Here is an 18432-nt window from a genome sequence, read left to right as displayed (position 1 = left end):
GATTGAACTATAGATGCGTCCTTCGAGGGTTGCCTCGAAGGACGCATCTATTTGCGGAACACCCTGTCCAAGGATCAACCATGCCCTACGCTCCAGCCGCCGACCGCTACCAGTCGATGATCTACAACCGCTGCGGCCATTCCGGCCTGAAGCTGCCGGCCATCTCGCTGGGGTTGTGGCATAATTTCGGGGAAGACACACCGCACCGGGTCAAGCGTGCCATCTGCCAGAAGGCATTCGACCTCGGTATCACTCATTTCGATCTGGCCAACAATTATGGCCCACCGCCCGGTTCGGCGGAGATTGCGTTCGGCGAGATCCTGAGCAGCGATTTCGCCGGCCATCGCGACGAATTGATCATCTCGACCAAGGCCGGCTACGAAATGTGGGCAGGGCCTTACGGCGAATGGGGCAGCCGCAAATACCTGCTCGCCAGCCTCGACCAGAGCCTGAAGCGCATGGGGCTCGACTATGTCGACATCTTCTATTCGCACCGTTTCGATCCCGACACGCCGCTGGAAGAAACGATGGGCGCGCTCGATCACGCCGTGCGCTCGGGCAAGGCGCTCTATGCCGGCATTTCCTCCTACAATTCACAGCGTACGCGTGAGGCGGCCGATATCCTGAAGCAACTCGGCACGCCCTGTATCATTCACCAGCCCAGCTATTCCCTGCTGAACCGCTGGGTCGAGGATGACGGCCTGCTCGATACGTTGGAAGGACTTGGCGTCGGTTCGATCGTGTTCTCACCGCTGGCTCAGGGTATGCTCACCGACAAGTATCTGAGCGGCGTGCCGGAAGGCAGCCGCGCCACGCAAGGCAAATCGCTGCGTCAATCCTTCCTCAACGAACAGACGATCACCAACATCCAGGCGCTGAACGGCATTGCGAAGAAGCGCGGTCAGACGTTGGCACAGATGGCGCTGGCCTGGGTGCTGCGTGGCGGCCGCGTCACCTCGGCATTGATCGGTGCCAGCCGGCCGGAGCAGGTGGAGGATTGCGTCGGCGCGCTCAAGAATCTCGATTTCAGCGACGCTGAGCTTGCCGAGATCGACGGCTATGCACGCGAGGCCAACATCAATCTGTGGGCCGCTTCTGCTGAGAGAACGGGACCGGCGCGCAAGTAAGCACGCCAATCCGTGCCAGGACGGTCCGGTCGCCCTCCGGGCCGTCACGTTCATTGGGACGCGCAAAGGACACTCCAATACTTTGAGCTGTGCATCGTGCTTTCCGAAAATCGATTTCGATTTTTGGGCCGATGCGCGAGATGATGGCAAAATCGTCGATTCATGCTTATTTCTGAGGCTGACGGTTTGCCGGTCAGGATGGTGAGCCGGTCGACTGAGGAATTGAAAGCGGGATCATGACAGCAAGGAACGTGCTGACCAAGAACCAGCAGAGTGTGTTGGAAAAACTGGAAGCGGCCAACGCGCCACTCAGCGCCTACACGCTGCTCGACCAGTTGCGTGAGCGCGGTTTCCGCGCGCCGCTGCAGGTCTATCGCGCGCTCGATACGCTGATGAAGGAAGGCTATGTGCACCGGCTGGAAAGCTTGAATGCCTTCGTCGCCTGCTCGGATCCGCACGACCACGGCCACGCGCATGGCCACAGTCACGGCATGACCGCCTTTGCCATCTGCGACAATTGCGGCCAGGTCACCGAATTCTGCGACGAGAAGATCGGCGAGCGGCTGGATGAATGGGTCGGCACAGCCGGTTTCGTCGCCAAGAAGGCGGTGATCGAGTTCCGTGGCACCTGTGCCAAGTGTCGGGCAGAAGCCGCCTAGAGCAATTCCAGGAGACTGTCGTTCCTGCGGCGGGGTTTTGGGTCTACGTCGGACAGGGCTCAATCGTCCTGACGATGCTGGTGGTTTTCTCCATCTAACTCGTGCGTGGAAGGATCACCCGTAGAGCCTTGCGGACGCGCGGGGGCGGAGTTGGTCGTGACTTGGTCTATTGCGGCGGGAAACTGACGATGAGGGCGACAAGCGCTGTGATCAGTATCGGACCCAGAGCATAGAAAAGAGTTCTTCTGGCGCTGTATCGCGCCTTGGCGGGCAGCAGCGCTGGCACATTTCGCGCATTGAGCACACCCATCACGACACCTGCCGCTGCCATGCCGAATGTAACAAGAATGACCAGACTGGCGAGACGTTCACCTGAAGGTGGGGTCGACGCGACGGCCGACCACAAGGCAATCGCCAGGAAGCCGAAGCCCAGGCCGAAGAAAGCGTGACCAAGGACAATCTCGAAGCGTCTCGTCATGACCACCCAAATCATTTCATGCTTGAAATAGGTGGCGCCTTCTACCAGCCAGTAGAATAATTTCTAGTTAAGAGTGTATCCGCGTCACGCGCTACAATCGCTTTTGGTGAACACACTATTGCCGCAGCCAACCTGCGAACCATCCCAACCTGCGAACCATCCCAACCTGTGAACCATCCCAACCTGTGAACCATCATTGTCAGGCGGCTTTGGCATAGGCTGCGTCCGACTATTCGCTGGCGTGCTCCTGATATTGCGGCAAGTCGTCGGTGATGGTGAACCACGCCGCCTTGGAGCCGACGAAGATATGGTGGTCCGGGCGGATGGTCGGCGCGTCGATCAGCGTGCCCATCGGAATATGGACGAAGGCACCATCCCGCACCACGGAATAGAGCAGCGAGCCGCAGCGGGCACAATGCGCGTTATGGGAGCTGTCGTGGGTAGTGTCGTCGCCGTAGATCAACAGTGCATCTCTATCGGTGACGAGGCGAAACTTTTCCCGCTCGATGCCGGCGAAAGGTTTGAAGGCCGAACCCGTTGTGCGTCGGCAATCCGAACAGTGGCAGTTGGCTGCATAGACGAAGGCGTCCTCGACTTCGTAGCGTGAAGCCTTGCAGAAGCAGCCGCCGCTCAGCCGGGAGGCTTTTTCTTCCACCCTGGAGCCTGTCAATGTGCCTCGTCCCAGTTGTTGGCAGCGCGAGCGTCCACCTGCAGCGGAACCGACAGCGCAACCGCCGGCATGGCCGCGTTCTCCATGACGTCGCGCACGACAGGGATGGTCGCCTCGACCTCGCTTTCAACGGTCTCGAAGATCAGTTCGTCATGCACCTGCAGCAGCATGCGCGCTGAAAGTCCGGCGTCTTCCAGCGCCTGGTCGACGCGGATCATGGCGCGGCGGATGATGTCGGCGGCCGTGCCCTGCAGGCGGGCGTTGGTCGACGCGCGCTCGTTGAAGGCGCGGATCGACGGGTTGGACGAACGGATTTCAGGATAGTGAATGCGCCGGCCGAAGATGGTCTCGACATAGCCCAACTCACGCGCCGATGCCTTGGTGGATTCGATGTAGTCGCGGATGCCCGGGAAACGCTCGAAATACTTCTTGATGTAGTCGGAAGCCTCCTCGCGTGGGATCGAGAGCTGGTTGGCCAGGCCGAAGGCCGAAATGCCGTAGATGATGCCGAAATTGATCGCCTTGGCGCGGTTGCGGATTTCACGTGCCATGCCTTCGACGGGCGTGTTGAACATCTCCGAAGCCGTCGCGGCGTGGATGTCGTCGCCATTGGCGAATGCCTGCTTCAACTGGGGAATATCGGCGACATGGGCCAGTACACGCAGTTCGATCTGGCTGTAATCGGCCGAGATCAGCTTGTTGCCCTTGTCCGCGATGAAGGCGGTACGGATCTTGCGTCCTTCGGCCGTACGGATCGGGATGTTCTGCAGATTTGGCTCAGACGATGACAGACGTCCGGTCGTGGTGGCGGCGAGCGCATAGGATGTGTGCACGCGCTTGGTCTCCGGGTTCACATACTCCGGCAGCGCATCCGTATAGGTCGATTTCAGCTTGGTGACCTGGCGCCAGTCGACAATCTTGCGCGGCAGCTCATGGCCTTCCGCCGCCAGTTCCTCCAGCACCTGCGCCGTGGTCGACCATTGGCCCGACTTCGTCTTGGTTCCACCGGGCAGTTTCATCCGGTCGAACAGGATATCGCCAAGCTGCTTCGGCGAACCGATGGTGAAGCGTTCGCCGGCAACCCGGTAGATTTCATCCTCGAGTGCCGCCGCACGCTGCGCGAAGTCTCCCGACAGCCGCGACAACATCTGCCGGTCGACGGAGATGCCGCGCTCCTCCATCTTTGCCAGCGTCTCCACCAGTGGCCGTTCGAGCCGCTCATAGACCGAAGCGACCCGCTTGGCCGCAAGCTGGGGCTTCAGCACCTGCCACAGCCGGAACGCCACATCGGCGCCTTCGGCGGAATAGGACGTCGCACGGTCGATCTCGACAAAAGCGAACGTCACCAGCTTCTTGCCGGAGCCGACAATGTCCTTGTAAGGGGTCATCGTGCGTCCGAGCCACTTGTCGGCCAGCGAAGCGATGTCGTGCCCGCCCGCCGTGCCGCCGTCGAGCACATAGGACAACAGCATGGCGTCGTCATAAGGCTGGAGCAGCAGGCCGTGCCGGCGCAGCACCAGCCAGTCGTATTTCACATTGTGGCCGATCTTCAGCACCGACGGATCCGCAAGCAGCGGAGCGATCGCCGCGCGTGCGTCGTCGAACGATATCTGTTGCGGCGCCATGCCGCCGCCGAGCAGGTCGTCTTCGGCGCTTCGATGCGTGAGCGGCACATAGGCGGCACGGCCGGGCCGTGTTGCCAGCGAGAAACCCACCAGATCCGCCTGCATCGGATCGAGCGATGTCGTTTCGGCGCGGAAAGCGACGATGCCGGCCTCCCGGGCTTCCGCGACCCAGGACTGCAGGGTGGCGGCATCGCGGACGCAGACATAGGTCGTCGGATCGAACTTGGCCACCGCCGCTTGCTGGATGCGGGCCGCGACGAGCGCGGCGACGGTGCCTTCGACATTGCCTTGCGTGGCCGTTGCCACCGGGGTCGGTTCGGCAGCCGGCTGCTTTTGCACGCCGGCACCGACGTCAGGCCCATGCGCGGTATCGCCGGTTTCGACCGTCAGCGCTGCCGCATCAATGGCCGCGACATCGGTGTCGGTCGCCTCGGCGACACGCCGTGTCAGCGTGGTGAATTCCATCGCCTTCAGGAAGCTGATGAGCCGTGGGCCGTTGGGGGGCTGCAGCACCAGGTCGTCCAGGCCCTCGACCACCGGAACATCATTCTTGAGCGTCACCAGATCGCGCGAGATGCGGGCCTTGTCGGCGTTGTCGACGATCGACTGGCGGCGCTTCTCCTGCTTGATCTCGCCGGCGCGGGCAAGCAGCGTGTCGAGGTCGCCGAACTGTTCCAGAAGCTGCGCCGCCGTCTTCGGACCGATGCCGGGCACGCCCGGCACATTGTCGACGGAGTCGCCGGTCAGAGCCTGCAGGTCGATCATCTTTTCCGGCGGCACGCCCCATTTCTCGATTACCTCTGGAATACCGATCTGCCGATCCTTCATCGGGTCGTACATGCCGACAGCCGTGCCGACGAGTTGCATCAGGTCCTTGTCCGAGGAGATGATGGTGGCATCGGCGCCTGCCTCACGCGCCAGCCGCGAATAGGTGGCGATGAGGTCGTCGGCCTCGAAACCTTCCATCTCGATGCAAGGCAGATCGAATGCGCGGGTGGCCTCGCGGATGAGGCCGAATTGCGGGATCAGGTCCTCCGGCGGCGCCGATCGGTTGGCCTTGTATTCCGCATAGAGTTCGTTGCGGAAGGTCTTCGACGAATAGTCGAAGATGACGGCGAAATGGGTGGGTGTAATACCGACGCTGGTGTTGCGCGCGTCCTGCATCAGCTTCCACACCATGTTGCAGAAACCGAGCACCGCGTTGGTGGGCAGGCCGTCGGACTTACGGTTGAGCGGTGGCAGCGCATGATAGGCGCGGAAGATGTAGCCGGAGCCGTCGACAAGGAAGAGATGATCGCCTTTTTTCATGGCGATACGGGTAGCCCGGCAACAGGCGGCTGTCCATGGTTTAGGCCGCTGTGCCGCCGTCTCCTGACATTCTTCGAACAGGTTTGCGCCGGATGCTTCTCAGGCCTCGTCGTCGCTGTCCCAGACAAGGTCGAAATGAAGCATCGGGGCATCGGTGGGTCTCCGGCCGAACAGTGCCGACCAAGGATCGCAGGCGATCCGTCAAAAGACTTGAGGCGGCTTTCCGGCTGCGGTCGCGCGCCGTCGTTGGCAAAAGATGATCGGCCTTGTTCCCGACCCGAAACAGCCGTTCATTGCTGCTGATGAGGCTGCTCACGGGCATGTTACGAAAGTGTAATGTTCGTGCCCTTGAATCGCCATGTTCGCCTCCACAAATAAGGGTCATCGGCAGTTTTCGCCGAAGTCCGGAACAAGGCCCGTCCCCCGCCTATGCCGGACATCTGCGGCAGCCTTTCCCCCTCTCCGGGCTGCCGCATTGTTTCGAGTAGCGCCGCCGTGGTTCCCCCTCCACCACGGCGGCACTTTTTTGGGAGCAGGATCATCACCGAAACAGCCGAAAAGACAGCGACCACGAAGGTCTCGAAGAGATCCAAGCGGCGCGCGTTGTTGCTCATCAATCAGAAGGCGCGGCGTGGCGACATGCCGCTCGACGGCATTCTCGAGAGATTGCGGTCTGGCGGGCTGCAGGTGACGGTCGAGCCGTTTTCGGCGCTGCCGGAACTCGCTCGCGATATCACAAGGCTGCGTGAACAGGCCGACTGCATCATCATCAGCGGTGGCGACGGTACCGTTTCGTCAGGCGCCATGGCCGTGATGGAAAGCGGGTTGCCGATGGGCATCCTGCCGATGGGCACCGCCAACGACCTTGCCCGCACGCTCGGCCTGCCGATGGATATCATGCAGGCTGTCGATGTCATCGTCGGCGGCTACGAACGCCGTATCGATCTGGGTTCCGTCAACGGGCACGCATTCTTCAACGTCGCCAGCATTGGGCTCTCGACACAATTGGCGCAGGGCCTGCAACCCAAGCTGAAAAAGCGCTGGGGCCGGCTTGGTTACGCCATTGCCGCGGCGCGCGTGCTGTTCAAGGCGCGGCCTTTCACTGCTTGGATCCGTGAGAAGGGCGAGACGGTGCGGGTGAAGACCTTCCAGGTCGCCGTCGGCAATGGCCGCCACTATGGCGGCGGCAATGTCGTCGAGGCGAGCGCCGCCATCGATGATGGTTTCCTCGATCTCTACAGCCTCGAAATGCGCAACGTCTGGAAGCTGGCGCTGTTGCTGCGTTCCTTCCGTTCCGGCACACATGGTGCATGGAACGAAGTAAGGACGGCACGCTGCGTGCAGTTCGATGTGACCACCAAGACACCGCAGCCGGTGAACACGGATGGCGAGATCGTCACCTCGACGCCGGCCTCTTTCCTTGTCCATCCTGAAGCGATCGCCGTCTATGCGCCGCCAGGCACCGATGACTGACGATAGAGCCAATCAGCCGGCCGTGGTTTTCTTTGGGCGACGCTTCTATTAGAGCGCCGCGCGTCCACTTGGACGCGCAAAGGACGCTCTAACATTTTGATTTGGCGCATGATCCTTTCCGAAAATCGATTTCGATTTTCGGGGTCATGCGATAGGGTCGCCGCGGAATCGCCGTTTTAGATCAGAAGGCCCGCAATGACCGCTCTCAATCCCGTCCTCGATCGTCTCGACAAGAACCTCGACCAGAGCCTTGATCGTCTCTTCGACCTGTTGAAGATCAAGTCGATTTCCACCGACCCGGCCTTTTCGGCCGACTGCCGCAAGGCCGCCGAATGGCTGGTGGCGGATCTGAAGTCGATCGGTTTCGACGCCTCTGTGCGCGACACGCCCGGCCACCCGATGGTGGTTGCCCATCACGAAGGTCCTGCCGGTGCGCCGCACGTGCTGTTCTACGGTCACTATGACGTGCAGCCGGTCGACCCGCTCAATCTGTGGCACGACGATCCGTTCGCGCCGGCGATGAAGGAGATCGAGCCAGGCCGCAAGGTCATCACCGGTCGCGGTTCCGCCGACGACAAGGGACAGTTGATGACCTTCGTCGAGGCCTGCCGTGCCTGGAAAGCCGAACATGGTTCTTTACCCTGCCGCATCACCATCCTGTTCGAAGGCGAAGAGGAGAGCGGCTCGCCATCGCTGAAGCCGTTCCTCGATGCCAATGCCAAGGAACTGAAGGCGGATTTCGCGCTGGTCTGCGATACCGGCATGTGGGACCGCGAAACCCCGGCCATTTCGACTGCGCTGCGTGGTCTCGTCGGCGAAGAAATCGTCATCAAGGCAGCCAACCGCGACCTGCATTCGGGCGAATTCGGCGGCGCCGCGGCCAACCCGATCCGCATCCTGGCCAGGATCCTGGCCGACATCCATGACGAGACCGGCCACGTGACCATCCCTGGCTTCTACGACGGTGTCGAAGAGACGCCGTCGCAGGTGCTGAAATCGTGGGAAGCGTTGGGTGAGACGGCCGAGACCTTCCTCGGCCCAATCGGCCTTTCGGTTCCGTCGGGAGAGAAGGGCCGTTCGGTGCTGGAACTGGTGTGGGCGCGCCCGACCGCCGAGTTCAACGGCATCAATGGTGGTTACACCGGCAAGGGTTTCAAGACGGTGATCGCGGCGGAGGCCTCCGCAAAGGTCTCCTTCCGCCTCGTGCACAAGCAGGACCCGGACAAGATCCGCGCCGCCTTCCGCAAATTCGTCGAGAGCCGCCTGCCGGCGGACTGCTCGGTCGAATTCCACCCGCATGGCGGCTCGCCGGCGATCCAGCTTTCCTATGACTCGCCATTCCTGACCAAGGCCAAGAACGCGCTGTCGGATGAATGGCCGAAGCCGGCGGTGATGATCGCCATGGGTGGTTCGATCCCGATCGTTGGCGATTTCCAGAATTTCCTCGGCATGGAATCGCTGCTGGTCGGTTACGGCCTTTCGGATGATCGTATCCACTCGCCGAACGAGAAATACGATTTGAGCTCGTTCCACAAAGGACAGCGCTCCTGGGCGCGTATCCTCGACGCGCTGACCCGTTGAGAGCGCCGGCCATGAGCACCATTCGCTTCCACAAGAACGATCTGCCCGATCTCAGCCATTACGATGTCGATGCAGTTGCCATCGACACCGAGACTCTGGGCCTCAACCCGCACCGCGACCGGCTCTGTGTCGTGCAGATCTCGCCGGGCGACGGCTCTGCCGACGTCATCCAGATCGCGCCTGGCCAGAAGAAGGCGCCGAACCTGGTCAGCCTGCTGAAAAACCGCAAGGTCACCAAGCTGTTCCATTTCGGCCGCTTCGATCTTGCCGTGCTCTACAACGCCTTCGGCGTCATGCCGGAGCCGGTGTTCTGCACCAAGATCGCATCGCGACTGGTGCGCACTTATACCGACCGCCATGGGCTGAAGGACATCTGCCAGGAACTGCTTGGGGTCAGTCTGTCGAAGCAGCAGCAGTCCTCCGATTGGGCAGCGGAGACGCTTTCGCCGGAACAGCTCGAATATGCTGCCTCCGACGTGCTCTACCTGCATCGGCTGCGCGATGTGCTGGCCGGCCGATTGGAGCGCGACGGCAGGGTCAAGGAAGCAGACGCATGCTTCCGCTTCCTGCCGACCCGTGCCAAACTCGACCTCATGGGCTGGGACGAAGAGGATATTTTCGCCCACAGTTGAGGGCCGATGGAGGCTAGGACATGGCTGAAAGACAACCGATCGAAACCGCGCCGAAGGACGGCTCCAAGGTGACCGTCTACTGGACCGACGGCGACGGCGTGTTGAACGAATCCATCGCGCAATACCGCTCGGCCGAGCGCCTCAAGGCTCTCGGCGGTGACGTCAATCCTGGCGATATCGGTTGGTGGGCGGCGATCGACGGCCATACCCAGAAAAAGATAGAACCGACAAGCTGGCGGCCTGCCTCCGCCGACGAGGATGACGACGCCTAGAGCGTTTCCGTTTTTCACGGAAACGCTCTAGCTTTTGTTTTTCGCAATTTGCTCTAGAGCGGCGCTTTAAAGCGCGCTTGGCTTTTCTTGCCCGGTTGAACTATCGTCCCCGCATTGCAACCGGGGCCTGATTCGCAGCTTCGCCTGGTTTCGGCCCATGTTCGAGAGGGACTGCCATGGGTGTCGAAAGTCTGATTGTCTTCCTCATCATCGGCGCGATTGCCGGCTGGCTAGCCGGCCTGATCGTCAAGGGCTTCGGTTTCGGCCTGATCGGCAATATCGTTGTCGGTATCGTCGGCGCTTTCATCGCAGGCTGGCTGTTTCCAGCGCTGGGCATCAGCCTGGGATCGGGTATCATTGCCTCGATCATTCACGCCGCGATCGGCGCGATCATTCTTCTGGTCCTGATCAGGCTGGTCAAACAGGCCTAGAGCGTTTCACGAAAACGCCCCAGCTCTTTGTCTTACGCAATTCCGGACGGAAAGCCGTTACACACTTTTCCTGGAATTGCTTCAGAACGCCTGCCGCGGCAGAAAAAATGAAAAAGCCATTCCCGGGCCTGTTCCTGGGAATGGCTTTCAAAACGGCCTTGTCCTATCCGGATCGACCTTAAGCGCTTCTGCGCATCGGCCTTTCATGGCTATGATCGACCACATAGTGGCCAATCCTCTCATCGACGAGCATTCCGCTGATGCGGATGAAGCCGGCAAAGGAGCGGCGCGCATCATCGGTGCTGATCTGGCCGGCATCGGCGGCGAGGCAGCAGTTCATGGCGCAGTTGAAAACGGGGCCGCGACGCCCTGCAGGCCATTCACGCAAAAATGCGATCGCTTCGGCGACGCCTTCGATTTCTTTGATCGGATGGCCCGGTCCACGCGAAAGCCGCACCGGCACGACAAATTGCAGGCGGTTCATTGGCAACCTCCCAGACATCAGCGCATGCTCCTTTCCGAAATCGAACCCGATTTCGGGGTCATGCACTGGAGCAGTTCACTGTACTCCTTTGTGAGGAGAGATGTTCACTGTACTCCTTTGTGGGGAGAGCGAAAGGCCACGCACGTAGGATTGATGACCAGATTCAAAAATTGATCTGGAGCGCCTCCTGCCGGCGATCGTGACGTCTCTGATAGCCGTTCGTCAGCGAACTTAATTCCCCGGGACCTTAAAAATTGAACGGCCCGCTGCAGGGGGTGTTGCAGCGAGCCGTTTACAGGACATGGAGGGACATGCCTGACTTCGAGCGGACGAAAATTCCTCAGGAAGTCCCCCTCAACGGGCCGTTCCCGGCAAAGTTCCTTCCGTTTCATTCACGAAAGAGTGACGCGGTCTGTTTTCACGGAGTAGTTGACGAAGATCTGGTTTGCTGCGGCTGGGGGCAGATGACACTTAGGACGGCTCATACCTGTTCTGTGCGATCAGCATCCGCATCAACACCGCGCGAGCAGTTGCTCTCGTGTCAGCCGGTTGTGGGCGCCGCCATGCCGCTATCCGAAGTGTCGCGAAGACCACGCCACTTCGATCTCCTGCGATCTGCGCTATCTCGATTTTGGATCCCGGATCGTCGACGTCGGAATGATCCCGCAAGAATTGATCAATCTGGCTAAAGCTTAAGGGCTGCCCGATTCTATGACCTTAAAGTTTTGATTCTGGCAGACGCCCCTGAAATAATCATCAAACAACGAGAAGGATTAACCGAAAGATAACCGAATTTCGACGCTTACGGTATTGCAACCGGCAGCTTAACGTAAATTCGCAACGATGCTGTCACCTGTCTAAATTATGTGGCCAGGTGAGTCGCAGTTCCACCGAGGGACAAACAATTGGGGGCCCAGATGGGGTATATCTCGTCATCGGCGAATAACGTCAAATTGCGACATGTGCGCGCGATGAATATTGACGACATTCCAGCCGTCCGTGCCCTGTTCAAATTGGTTTTCCGCCCCCATTCGAAGTCATGCAACGAAAACTTCGATCGGTATTTTCAGCGGCTCTTTTTTGAGAATGCTTATTACGATCCGGCGATCGCGAGCATCGTGCATGAAAATGACCATGGCGAAATAGACAGCGTGGTCGCAGCCTTGCCAATTCCTTACACCGTTAACGGACAATCGATCATGGGGCGGCTCCTTTGCGCTTACATGATGAAACCGGGAGGTTCGCCACGCGGGGCAGCCGAATTGACCCTCAGCCTGCGGCCGAGCGAAAAGATATTTAGTTTCAGCGACAGCGCCGCTCCGGTGAGTCTGAGGCATTTTGAGGCCATCGGAGGCGTGACGCTCGGCGCACATGGGCTCGGATGGACCCGCATATTCAAGACGGGAAGCTATGTGACGAAGTACGTTGCAAATCGGCTGCCCTTCCTGGGCGGATTGGCATCAAACGCCGTAGGCAAGATTCTGAATCCGCTTTTTCCGGTTAGCCAAGCCGCAAAATCCCGTGCGACAGTGAAGGAAATAGCGCAGGACGAAGCCATTTCCCTTATTCCGGTTCTGCTCAAAAGTTATCCGGCGCATCCGGCCTGGACAGAGGACGATTTCAGCTGGTTGCTCGGCATGGCAATGGAAAATCGTGCCATGGGCACGCTACGACTGTTTGCAATCAACGATCGTGCTGGAAGTCCAACCGGCTTCTTTTGTTATTACCGCCGACCGAACGGCATGGCGCAAGTGTTGAGTGTGATCGCAAAGTCCGGCACGGAAAGGCATGCCGTCGACGGCATGCTATTTCATCTGCAAGAAGAGGGTCATATTGCGGCGCAAGGTCGGGTAGATCCACGCTATCTCAGTGCGCTTTCACAACAATCTACGATGTTCTTTCGCCTGGCGACCAATGTCTGTGTTTTGACCGCACGCGCCGACGTGCTGAGCGCGGTTCAACAAAACGATATCTTTATAGGCGGCTTGGCAGGCGAAAGCTGGAGCAGGCTTTCAACGGATTTCTTTTGAACCGCAAGTTTACGCGCGGGAAAGAGGCGACTGGCTATTCGGCAGTCTCCTTGGTCGGGCTGGATTGGCGCTCGGACGTCGATTCGCGTGTGCGCACGCTGCCGATCTTCTTCCAGATGCGATCGGCGCAGACAGCGAGTGCGCCCCGCGTGGTGCGTGCGCCAAGAACCGACTGGAGGGTCACAGCCTCCGTTGCAAACCTATGTTTGAAAGCCTCGCCACCACAGAGGAAATCGACCATCCGCAAGCCGTGGTCGATCGACCATTGTATATAGTCCACCATCAAGACGACCCCCGGCGACGCACGGCTGAAATCCGGATCGTAGGTGGTGACGAATGCCATCATGACGCCGCGCTGGACGATATTGATCGAGACTGCGACCATTTCGCCGTTGCATTCAATCACAAAAATCCGCAGCACACCGGCGCGCGCAAGCATGTCCACCAGCGCGGTGAGGACGGACTCGCCCTCTTCAAAAAGGTCGGATTCGCGTGTGTGCTGCACCAACCATCTACGCTTGAGTTCAGACAGCCTCTCCAACATTGGCTGCAGAGGCTCGTCAGGCGCAACCAGGCGAAACTTCACTTCGCCTGCCTCTTCCAGCATTTTGATGCCACGCCGATAGTTCTGCCGCGTTTTCTTCGGATGCGTTGCCAGCCATGCTGCTCCGCTGTCCCATTGTCCGACTACCCGATAGCTGACTTCTTCCCGATGATTGCGGCGAAGCTTGATGCCGCCGGAAACTCCTGGTGCGAAAATCCTGTGGGCCTGCGCATCCGGCAAAAGACGATTGATAAAGGCGATATCGAAACCACCTTCGGACCAGATGCGAGTCCAGAGATGCTCGAGCGTTGTTTGGCTGCATTCTGGTGCGACCAGAATGTTTCCATAGTCTGTGTAGCTGTTGGCAGCCCATTCGAGGAACCGAAGGCCCTTGCGCCTGCTGATCGCCAGGGGAATGACAGCGACCAATCGATCGGCGTTCCAGACAAGGCCGATCCGCAGCGAGCGCTGATCACGGTCCCGTACCGTGCTCCACCAGGCCGAAATCCAGCCATGGCTTTGAAAGACCAGGCTGTCGGTGCGCTGCCATAGCTCCATCCACTCGGATTCGACCGCAGCCAAGCGATCAGCTGAGCCGACAATTTCCATCCGCTCCATCCCAACGGTGTCGATCGCGACAGTTTCGTTCATGGATGAAGACGATCTTCCGGCTGCGCAACATTTGCGGAGCGTCTTTTGAAAAATCGAACGATGTGTCCCGCCATCTTCTTGAGCGGCAGGATGTAAAGACCGTAGAGCGATTGATAGTCGCGCACATCACGGTCCATCAGGCCGAATTTGAGATCCTCCTTCGGATCCGGAACAAACTGCGTTCCAAAAATGCGATCCCAGAACGAAAAAAGCAGGCCGAAATTCTTGTCATAGTGTCTGGGATCCACGCTGTGGTGCACCTGGTGCCAATGCGGAGACAGGATAACGTGGTCCAGCGGGCCAAAGGAGATCTTCAGATGGGTGTGGCGGACAAAGTCCATCATCAGGATGTTGCGGATGACATAGACGTTGATGCCAAAAACGGCGATCTCTACGGGATTTAGCGCGATCAGGCTCCATATGCCGAAGGAGATCCCCGGGATAACGCCGTCCCAGGCACGGTTCATCAGATCGTCAAGCGGATGAACCCGATCCTTGGTGATCCCCACCATCACTTCCGCTGAATGGTGCACCTTGTGCAATTCCCATAGGAACGGGAAGCGATGCTGGGCGACATGGTAGAGATAGTACGAGATGTCATAGGCGATCAGCATGGTCACGGTGAAGAGGATGAGGGTCACCGGCCCGGCGGGCCCGTCGATGATCGGACCCGAGATGCCAAAGAGCCAGCCGAGCGACTGATTTGTCGCATAGCCCATAGCGGCGATGAAAGTGACGCCGGCAGGAATGAGCAGGAAAGGCATCATCAGCTTTTTGGTGACCCAGAATAAAAGGTCTGCCCGTGCCGAGGGATGCAGCATGACTTCCGCCGGAAAAGCGAAATCGAAGAAATCCCGGAAGGACTTATGCTCGACGGTTCGCCAGTAGACGATCAACGCACTGCCCAACGCCGTGACCAACAGGAGGCCGAGCGTCACGTAGTCGATGTTCGCCAGCTTTGTGGTGACCACTCTGACAACTTCCGAGAGCATCGATGCCATGGTCTCCTGGATCGTGAATTGGCGATCCGGTTAGATGTGAAACGCAAATTTTGCCAAGCCCGCCGCATGAGACTCGCGATCATTCGAAATGCGAAAGGGCAACATGCCGCTCCGGTTAGCAGATCAACCGTGTCAAAACTGCTAAACCCCTGAATGTATTTTAAATGATGTTGAACAGGACGGAAAGCCTGGCCGTCTTATTGATGCTGTGGTGGACTTACCGCGAGACGAACATCTACGCCGTGCTTGCCGACCTCACCACGCCAGGCGAGACGTTGCGCAGGTTGTCTTACGCCGAAACGTGGTGAAACCCAGCCACCTTGCCCCGGTGTATCGCCGCCAGCGCGGATGTCGACCGAATTGTCCGGAAAGCGGATTGTCATCAGTGTTTCGCCGCCGCGCGACACCATGACGGTGTTTCCGTCTCGGTTTGCCTCCAAGCCGGCTGCAAGTTGGAAAACGATTTCGGCCTTACGGCTGCGGCCAAGCAATTGGTCGGTGACCAGAATGCCGTCGGCTTCGCCCGTTACAGTGCGCTGATGCACAATGCCGAAACGGCTTTTGTATCCATCATGCAGCGCGCGCAGCCTCCATGGCAACTCGTGTCGGCTCTCCACCAATGTTGCCTGCGCCTTGTGTGACCAGTTGAACGGGCCCGAGATGATGCTTTGGCTCTGACCTTCTATATTCAAGGTGTTGTGCGCCGGGGTGGAGCGAAACCAATCGCGCCACTCTCTTCCCGAGCCATAGAGCCACGTGCCAGGATCGACCAGTACCGGATCGCCGTCGATACACAAGGTGAGTGAGAGCGCGTCCGCATGACCGTGAGCCGCTATCGAGAGATAGCCGAGTGGGCCGTGATCATATGTCAGTTCGATGCTGCGACCATTCATCGTCCCGCGCCAGACGGAGAGGCCACCTTGCTCAAATGTTCGTAATCCGTGCGGCATTGCTGCCGGCTGCAGTGGCACGCCAAAGAAAAGGCTGCGAAAATCATCTGGCACCGGGGCAGCGCCTGCCATGCCGAAATAACCGTGAATGGCAGCCGCGACCGATCGGACATAATCGCACTCATCCCCCAGCGTGATCACGCGGCCTTCATCGTCGTCACCAAATCCCCGGGCCTTTGCGGGAAGCCAATCCACGAAATCGGCGAAGGCAGCCAAGCGTTTCTCGACGGATGCGGGAAACGGCGCCTCGGCCTGATGTGCCGCGGTGGCGCACAGCAAGATGAGCTCGGCGGTGAAGGCCGCATAAGTCGGGGTTTGCTCGGCGCCGGCGCCGTCGGCAAGAATCTGCTTGTCGACTTCGGCAATGAGTGCCGTGCGGGCGGAGGCGGACTCGGCCCCAAAAGCCAGACTGATCAAATATTCCCCGGCCAGTTCCGCGACGAGATGGTTATTCGCGGACGAAAACCGGGAAGGAAACCGAGGCAGCCAGTAAGCGCTCGCCGCTAGTATCTCACCTATTTTGTCGCGTGTCGTCGCAGCCAGTTTGTCGCCTGCAATATCCAGCGTCACAATCAGGCTGATGGCTCGTAACGCGACTTCAATGCCGGAGGCCCAGGCGACTCCGCGAAAGGGGGAATTGGCGGAATGCCAACTGTCGATGGTCGCCTCGATGGCGTTTAGGCATTGTGGATCGCCAGAGAGAAGCCAATGCATAGCCAGCGGCGGCAACTGCTGTAGCCGGTTGATCTCCCATACATATTTTACGTCGCCACGATCGCCGGTCGACCGGAAGTCGACATTGAAGGCATGCACTTCAGGGCCGGGCCAGAGCGTGCCGCTCACCGGATCGAGACGCCAGAATTCAGCCGGAAACAGAAAGCCGGGATCGCGCGGTGGCCATGTCCGCCCGAGCGCGGAAAACCGCCCTGCAAGTGTGTCCGCGACGGCAGCCGTAATGGCTTGCCGTCGGTCAGCGGTCGCGTTTGCCTGCGCGGCGCCCCTCAATGCGCGGAACACGGGATGCAGTTGGGGTGAACGATAACGCTGCCAGCCATCGTCGCGACGCTTGGAAACAACCTTGCGACGATGCTCGCCCAGCCGATGCAAAATCTCGGCCGGGCTCATGCTGCGCAATCGGTTGATGTACCAGCCGATCCTCATGCAAGCTCCGCCACAGTTGTACTCCATGCCGCCGGGAAGCCATTTGACCGCAATGCTTCCTTTGCATTCCCCCGGTTAATATCTTCGATAATGATACGGAGATCGGCGATGAGAATAGTGGCGTTTGTCGCAATATGGGCACTCTCGCTGATCACAGGCGCCGAAGCCGAGCCGATTGCCCTGCAAAAAGGCGTTGGCGTGCATGGGTGGCTGAACTGGTCCCCGGTCGAACAGGACCGCTCCTACAAATGGCCGCCTTACCGAACCGAGAAGGAATGGCTCGGCGCAGGCAGGCCTCTCGCCGACTGGCCCGATGGGGAGGTCTTTGCCGGCATCCGTTCCATGGGTTTCGACTTCGTCCGGCTGACTGTCGATCCGGGCCCTCTGCTTGCCAGCGATGGCGCCAAACGCCAGCAGGCACTGGACGTCCTTGCCGCCGCAGTGGAGCATGTCGTGTCGAACGGGCTCAAGGTGGTTTTCAACCTGCACAGCGTCGAACAGGTTCCGGCCTACGGTCTCAAGATAATTTCTGGTAGCGCCGACAGCGAAGGCGTGACCCGCTACCGCACGATGGTCGCGGCGGTGGCTGCGATGCTGGTCAAGATCGGCACCGACAAGGTTGCCCTGGAACCTTTTAATGAGCCGACCCACTACCCTTGCGATTCAAGCGGAAGCGATGACTGGCAGCGGATCATGTCGGACACGGTCCGCGATATCCGCGCGGTCAGCCGCGATCTCACGGTCGTCGCGACAGGTGGCTGTGGCGGCAGCGTTGCCGGATTGGTCAATCTGAAGCCCGGCTTCGACGATCCCCACCTCTACTACAGCTTTCATATGTACGAGCCGCACAGTTTCACGCACCAGCGGCCAGACGGGACAACCACTTTCGCCTCAGGCCTTCCGTGGCCGGCCGCCAGCAGCACGCCTGAAGTCGTGATTGAAACGCTTGCAGCGCAAATGGAAGCCGCCGGTCTGAGCCAGGTCGAACGCATGATGAACACAGTGGCGGCGCGCGAAAGGATTGCCCAATATTTCGAGGAAAACTGGGGGGCGAGCCAGCTCGAAGCTGTTTTTCAACAGGCGGTCGATTGGGCCAAGGCCAACAACATTGAAAGCCGGCGCCTGTTCATGGGCGAATTCGGCGTCATCCTGATGTCCTCCGATGGCAGCATGGGCGCATTCAATGCCGACCGTTTGCGTTATCTGACGGCGGTACGGCAGTTGGCGGAGCGCTATGGGATGCCGTGGTCGATCTGGGAATACACCAATCCGTATGGAATGACCGTCATCCAGCCCAGCGGGCCTGCGCTACCGGATCTCGATTTGTTGAAGGCACTGGGTCTCGCACCTTGAGG

Annotated in this window: 16 protein-coding genes; 9 read left to right on the top strand and 7 right to left on the bottom strand. The window is 59.5% G+C overall.

Annotated elements, in window-relative coordinates:
- Positions 1 to 80 precede the first annotated feature (80 nt).
- Both mgrA and ACFWXH_RS25200 read left to right on the top strand, forming a co-directional pair.
- Positions 81 to 1127: an L-glyceraldehyde 3-phosphate reductase gene (gene mgrA, locus ACFWXH_RS25205; RefSeq protein ID WP_379124048.1), complete on the top strand. Its 1047-nt coding sequence runs from the start codon at positions 81 to 83 to the stop codon at positions 1125 to 1127.
- Positions 1128 to 1363: 236 nt separating this feature from the next.
- Positions 1364 to 1786 (top strand): Fur family transcriptional regulator, encoded by a 423-nt coding sequence (locus tag ACFWXH_RS25200; RefSeq protein ID WP_054309643.1) that lies wholly within the window; start codon positions 1364 to 1366, stop codon positions 1784 to 1786.
- 166 nt (positions 1787 to 1952) lie between these two features.
- Here the strand turns inward: ACFWXH_RS25200 and ACFWXH_RS25195 are convergent, their stop codons facing one another.
- The 3 genes from ACFWXH_RS25195 to polA all read right to left on the bottom strand — a co-directional run bounded on the left by ACFWXH_RS25195 (position 1953) and on the right by polA (position 5867).
- Positions 1953 to 2264 (bottom strand): hypothetical protein, encoded by a 312-nt coding sequence (locus ACFWXH_RS25195; protein WP_379124047.1) that lies wholly within the window; start codon positions 2262 to 2264, stop codon positions 1953 to 1955.
- Between the two features lie 229 nt (positions 2265 to 2493).
- Positions 2494 to 2934, bottom strand: a complete 441-nt coding sequence (locus ACFWXH_RS25190; RefSeq protein ID WP_379124046.1) for a GFA family protein — start codon at positions 2932 to 2934, stop codon at positions 2494 to 2496.
- The gene (gene polA, locus ACFWXH_RS25185; protein WP_379124045.1) at positions 2931 to 5867 is read right to left on the bottom strand and encodes a DNA polymerase I; all 2937 of its coding nucleotides are present in this window, start codon (positions 5865 to 5867) and stop codon (positions 2931 to 2933) included. Before polA ends, ACFWXH_RS25190 begins: the two co-directional genes overlap by 4 nt.
- 537 nt (positions 5868 to 6404) lie before the next feature.
- Here polA and ACFWXH_RS25180 point away from each other — a divergent pair.
- From ACFWXH_RS25180 to ACFWXH_RS25160, 5 genes are all read left to right on the top strand, one after another.
- Positions 6405 to 7340: a lipid kinase gene (locus ACFWXH_RS25180; protein WP_379124413.1), complete on the top strand. Its 936-nt coding sequence runs from the start codon at positions 6405 to 6407 to the stop codon at positions 7338 to 7340.
- Positions 7341 to 7535: 195 nt separating this feature from the next.
- On the top strand, positions 7536 to 8921 hold the full coding sequence (locus ACFWXH_RS25175; protein ID WP_379124044.1) for a M20/M25/M40 family metallo-hydrolase: 1386 nt from the start codon (positions 7536 to 7538) through the stop codon (positions 8919 to 8921).
- A gap of 11 nt (positions 8922 to 8932) precedes the next feature.
- On the top strand, positions 8933 to 9553 hold the full coding sequence (locus ACFWXH_RS25170; protein ID WP_054309648.1) for a ribonuclease D: 621 nt from the start codon (positions 8933 to 8935) through the stop codon (positions 9551 to 9553).
- A 20-nt stretch (positions 9554 to 9573) separates the two neighbouring features.
- Positions 9574 to 9825: a hypothetical protein gene (locus ACFWXH_RS25165; protein ID WP_379124043.1), complete on the top strand. Its 252-nt coding sequence runs from the start codon at positions 9574 to 9576 to the stop codon at positions 9823 to 9825.
- A 176-nt stretch (positions 9826 to 10001) separates the two neighbouring features.
- A complete protein-coding gene (locus tag ACFWXH_RS25160; protein ID WP_054309650.1) occupies positions 10002 to 10256 on the top strand; it encodes a GlsB/YeaQ/YmgE family stress response membrane protein in 255 nt (84 codons plus the stop codon).
- Positions 10257 to 10434: 178 nt separating this feature from the next.
- Here ACFWXH_RS25160 and ACFWXH_RS25155 read toward each other — a convergent pair whose 3' ends face one another.
- Positions 10435 to 10740, bottom strand: coding sequence for a DUF982 domain-containing protein (locus ACFWXH_RS25155; RefSeq protein WP_054309651.1), 306 nt, complete (start codon positions 10738 to 10740; stop codon positions 10435 to 10437).
- Between the two features lie 917 nt (positions 10741 to 11657).
- Here ACFWXH_RS25155 and ACFWXH_RS25150 point away from each other — a divergent pair.
- Entirely contained in the window at positions 11658 to 12770 is a 1113-nt protein-coding gene (locus tag ACFWXH_RS25150) for a hypothetical protein (protein ID WP_379124042.1), read from the top strand.
- A 34-nt stretch (positions 12771 to 12804) separates the two neighbouring features.
- Here the strand turns inward: ACFWXH_RS25150 and ACFWXH_RS25145 are convergent, their stop codons facing one another.
- The 3 genes from ACFWXH_RS25145 to ACFWXH_RS25135 form a co-directional block, all read right to left on the bottom strand.
- Entirely contained in the window at positions 12805 to 13965 is a 1161-nt protein-coding gene (locus tag ACFWXH_RS25145; protein WP_379124041.1) for a GNAT family N-acetyltransferase, read from the bottom strand.
- Positions 13962 to 14957 (bottom strand): sterol desaturase family protein, encoded by a 996-nt coding sequence (locus tag ACFWXH_RS25140; RefSeq protein ID WP_379124412.1) that lies wholly within the window; start codon positions 14955 to 14957, stop codon positions 13962 to 13964. Before ACFWXH_RS25140 ends, ACFWXH_RS25145 begins: the two co-directional genes overlap by 4 nt.
- Before the next feature lie 206 nt (positions 14958 to 15163).
- A complete protein-coding gene (locus tag ACFWXH_RS25135; RefSeq protein WP_379124040.1) occupies positions 15164 to 17077 on the bottom strand; it encodes a heparinase II/III-family protein in 1914 nt (637 codons plus the stop codon).
- A 108-nt stretch (positions 17078 to 17185) separates the two neighbouring features.
- Between ACFWXH_RS25135 and ACFWXH_RS25130 the strand changes: the two genes are divergently transcribed.
- Positions 17186 to 18430, top strand: a complete 1245-nt coding sequence (locus tag ACFWXH_RS25130; protein WP_379124039.1) for a glycoside hydrolase family 5 protein — start codon at positions 17186 to 17188, stop codon at positions 18428 to 18430.
- The last annotated feature ends 2 nt before the right edge of the window (positions 18431 to 18432 follow it).

Origin of the sequence: Mesorhizobium sp. NPDC059054 (assembly GCF_042739215.1) — a bacterium.
Taxonomy (GTDB): Bacteria; Pseudomonadota; Alphaproteobacteria; order Rhizobiales; family Rhizobiaceae; genus Mesorhizobium.
This window is presented reverse-complemented; position numbering and strand designations above follow the sequence as displayed.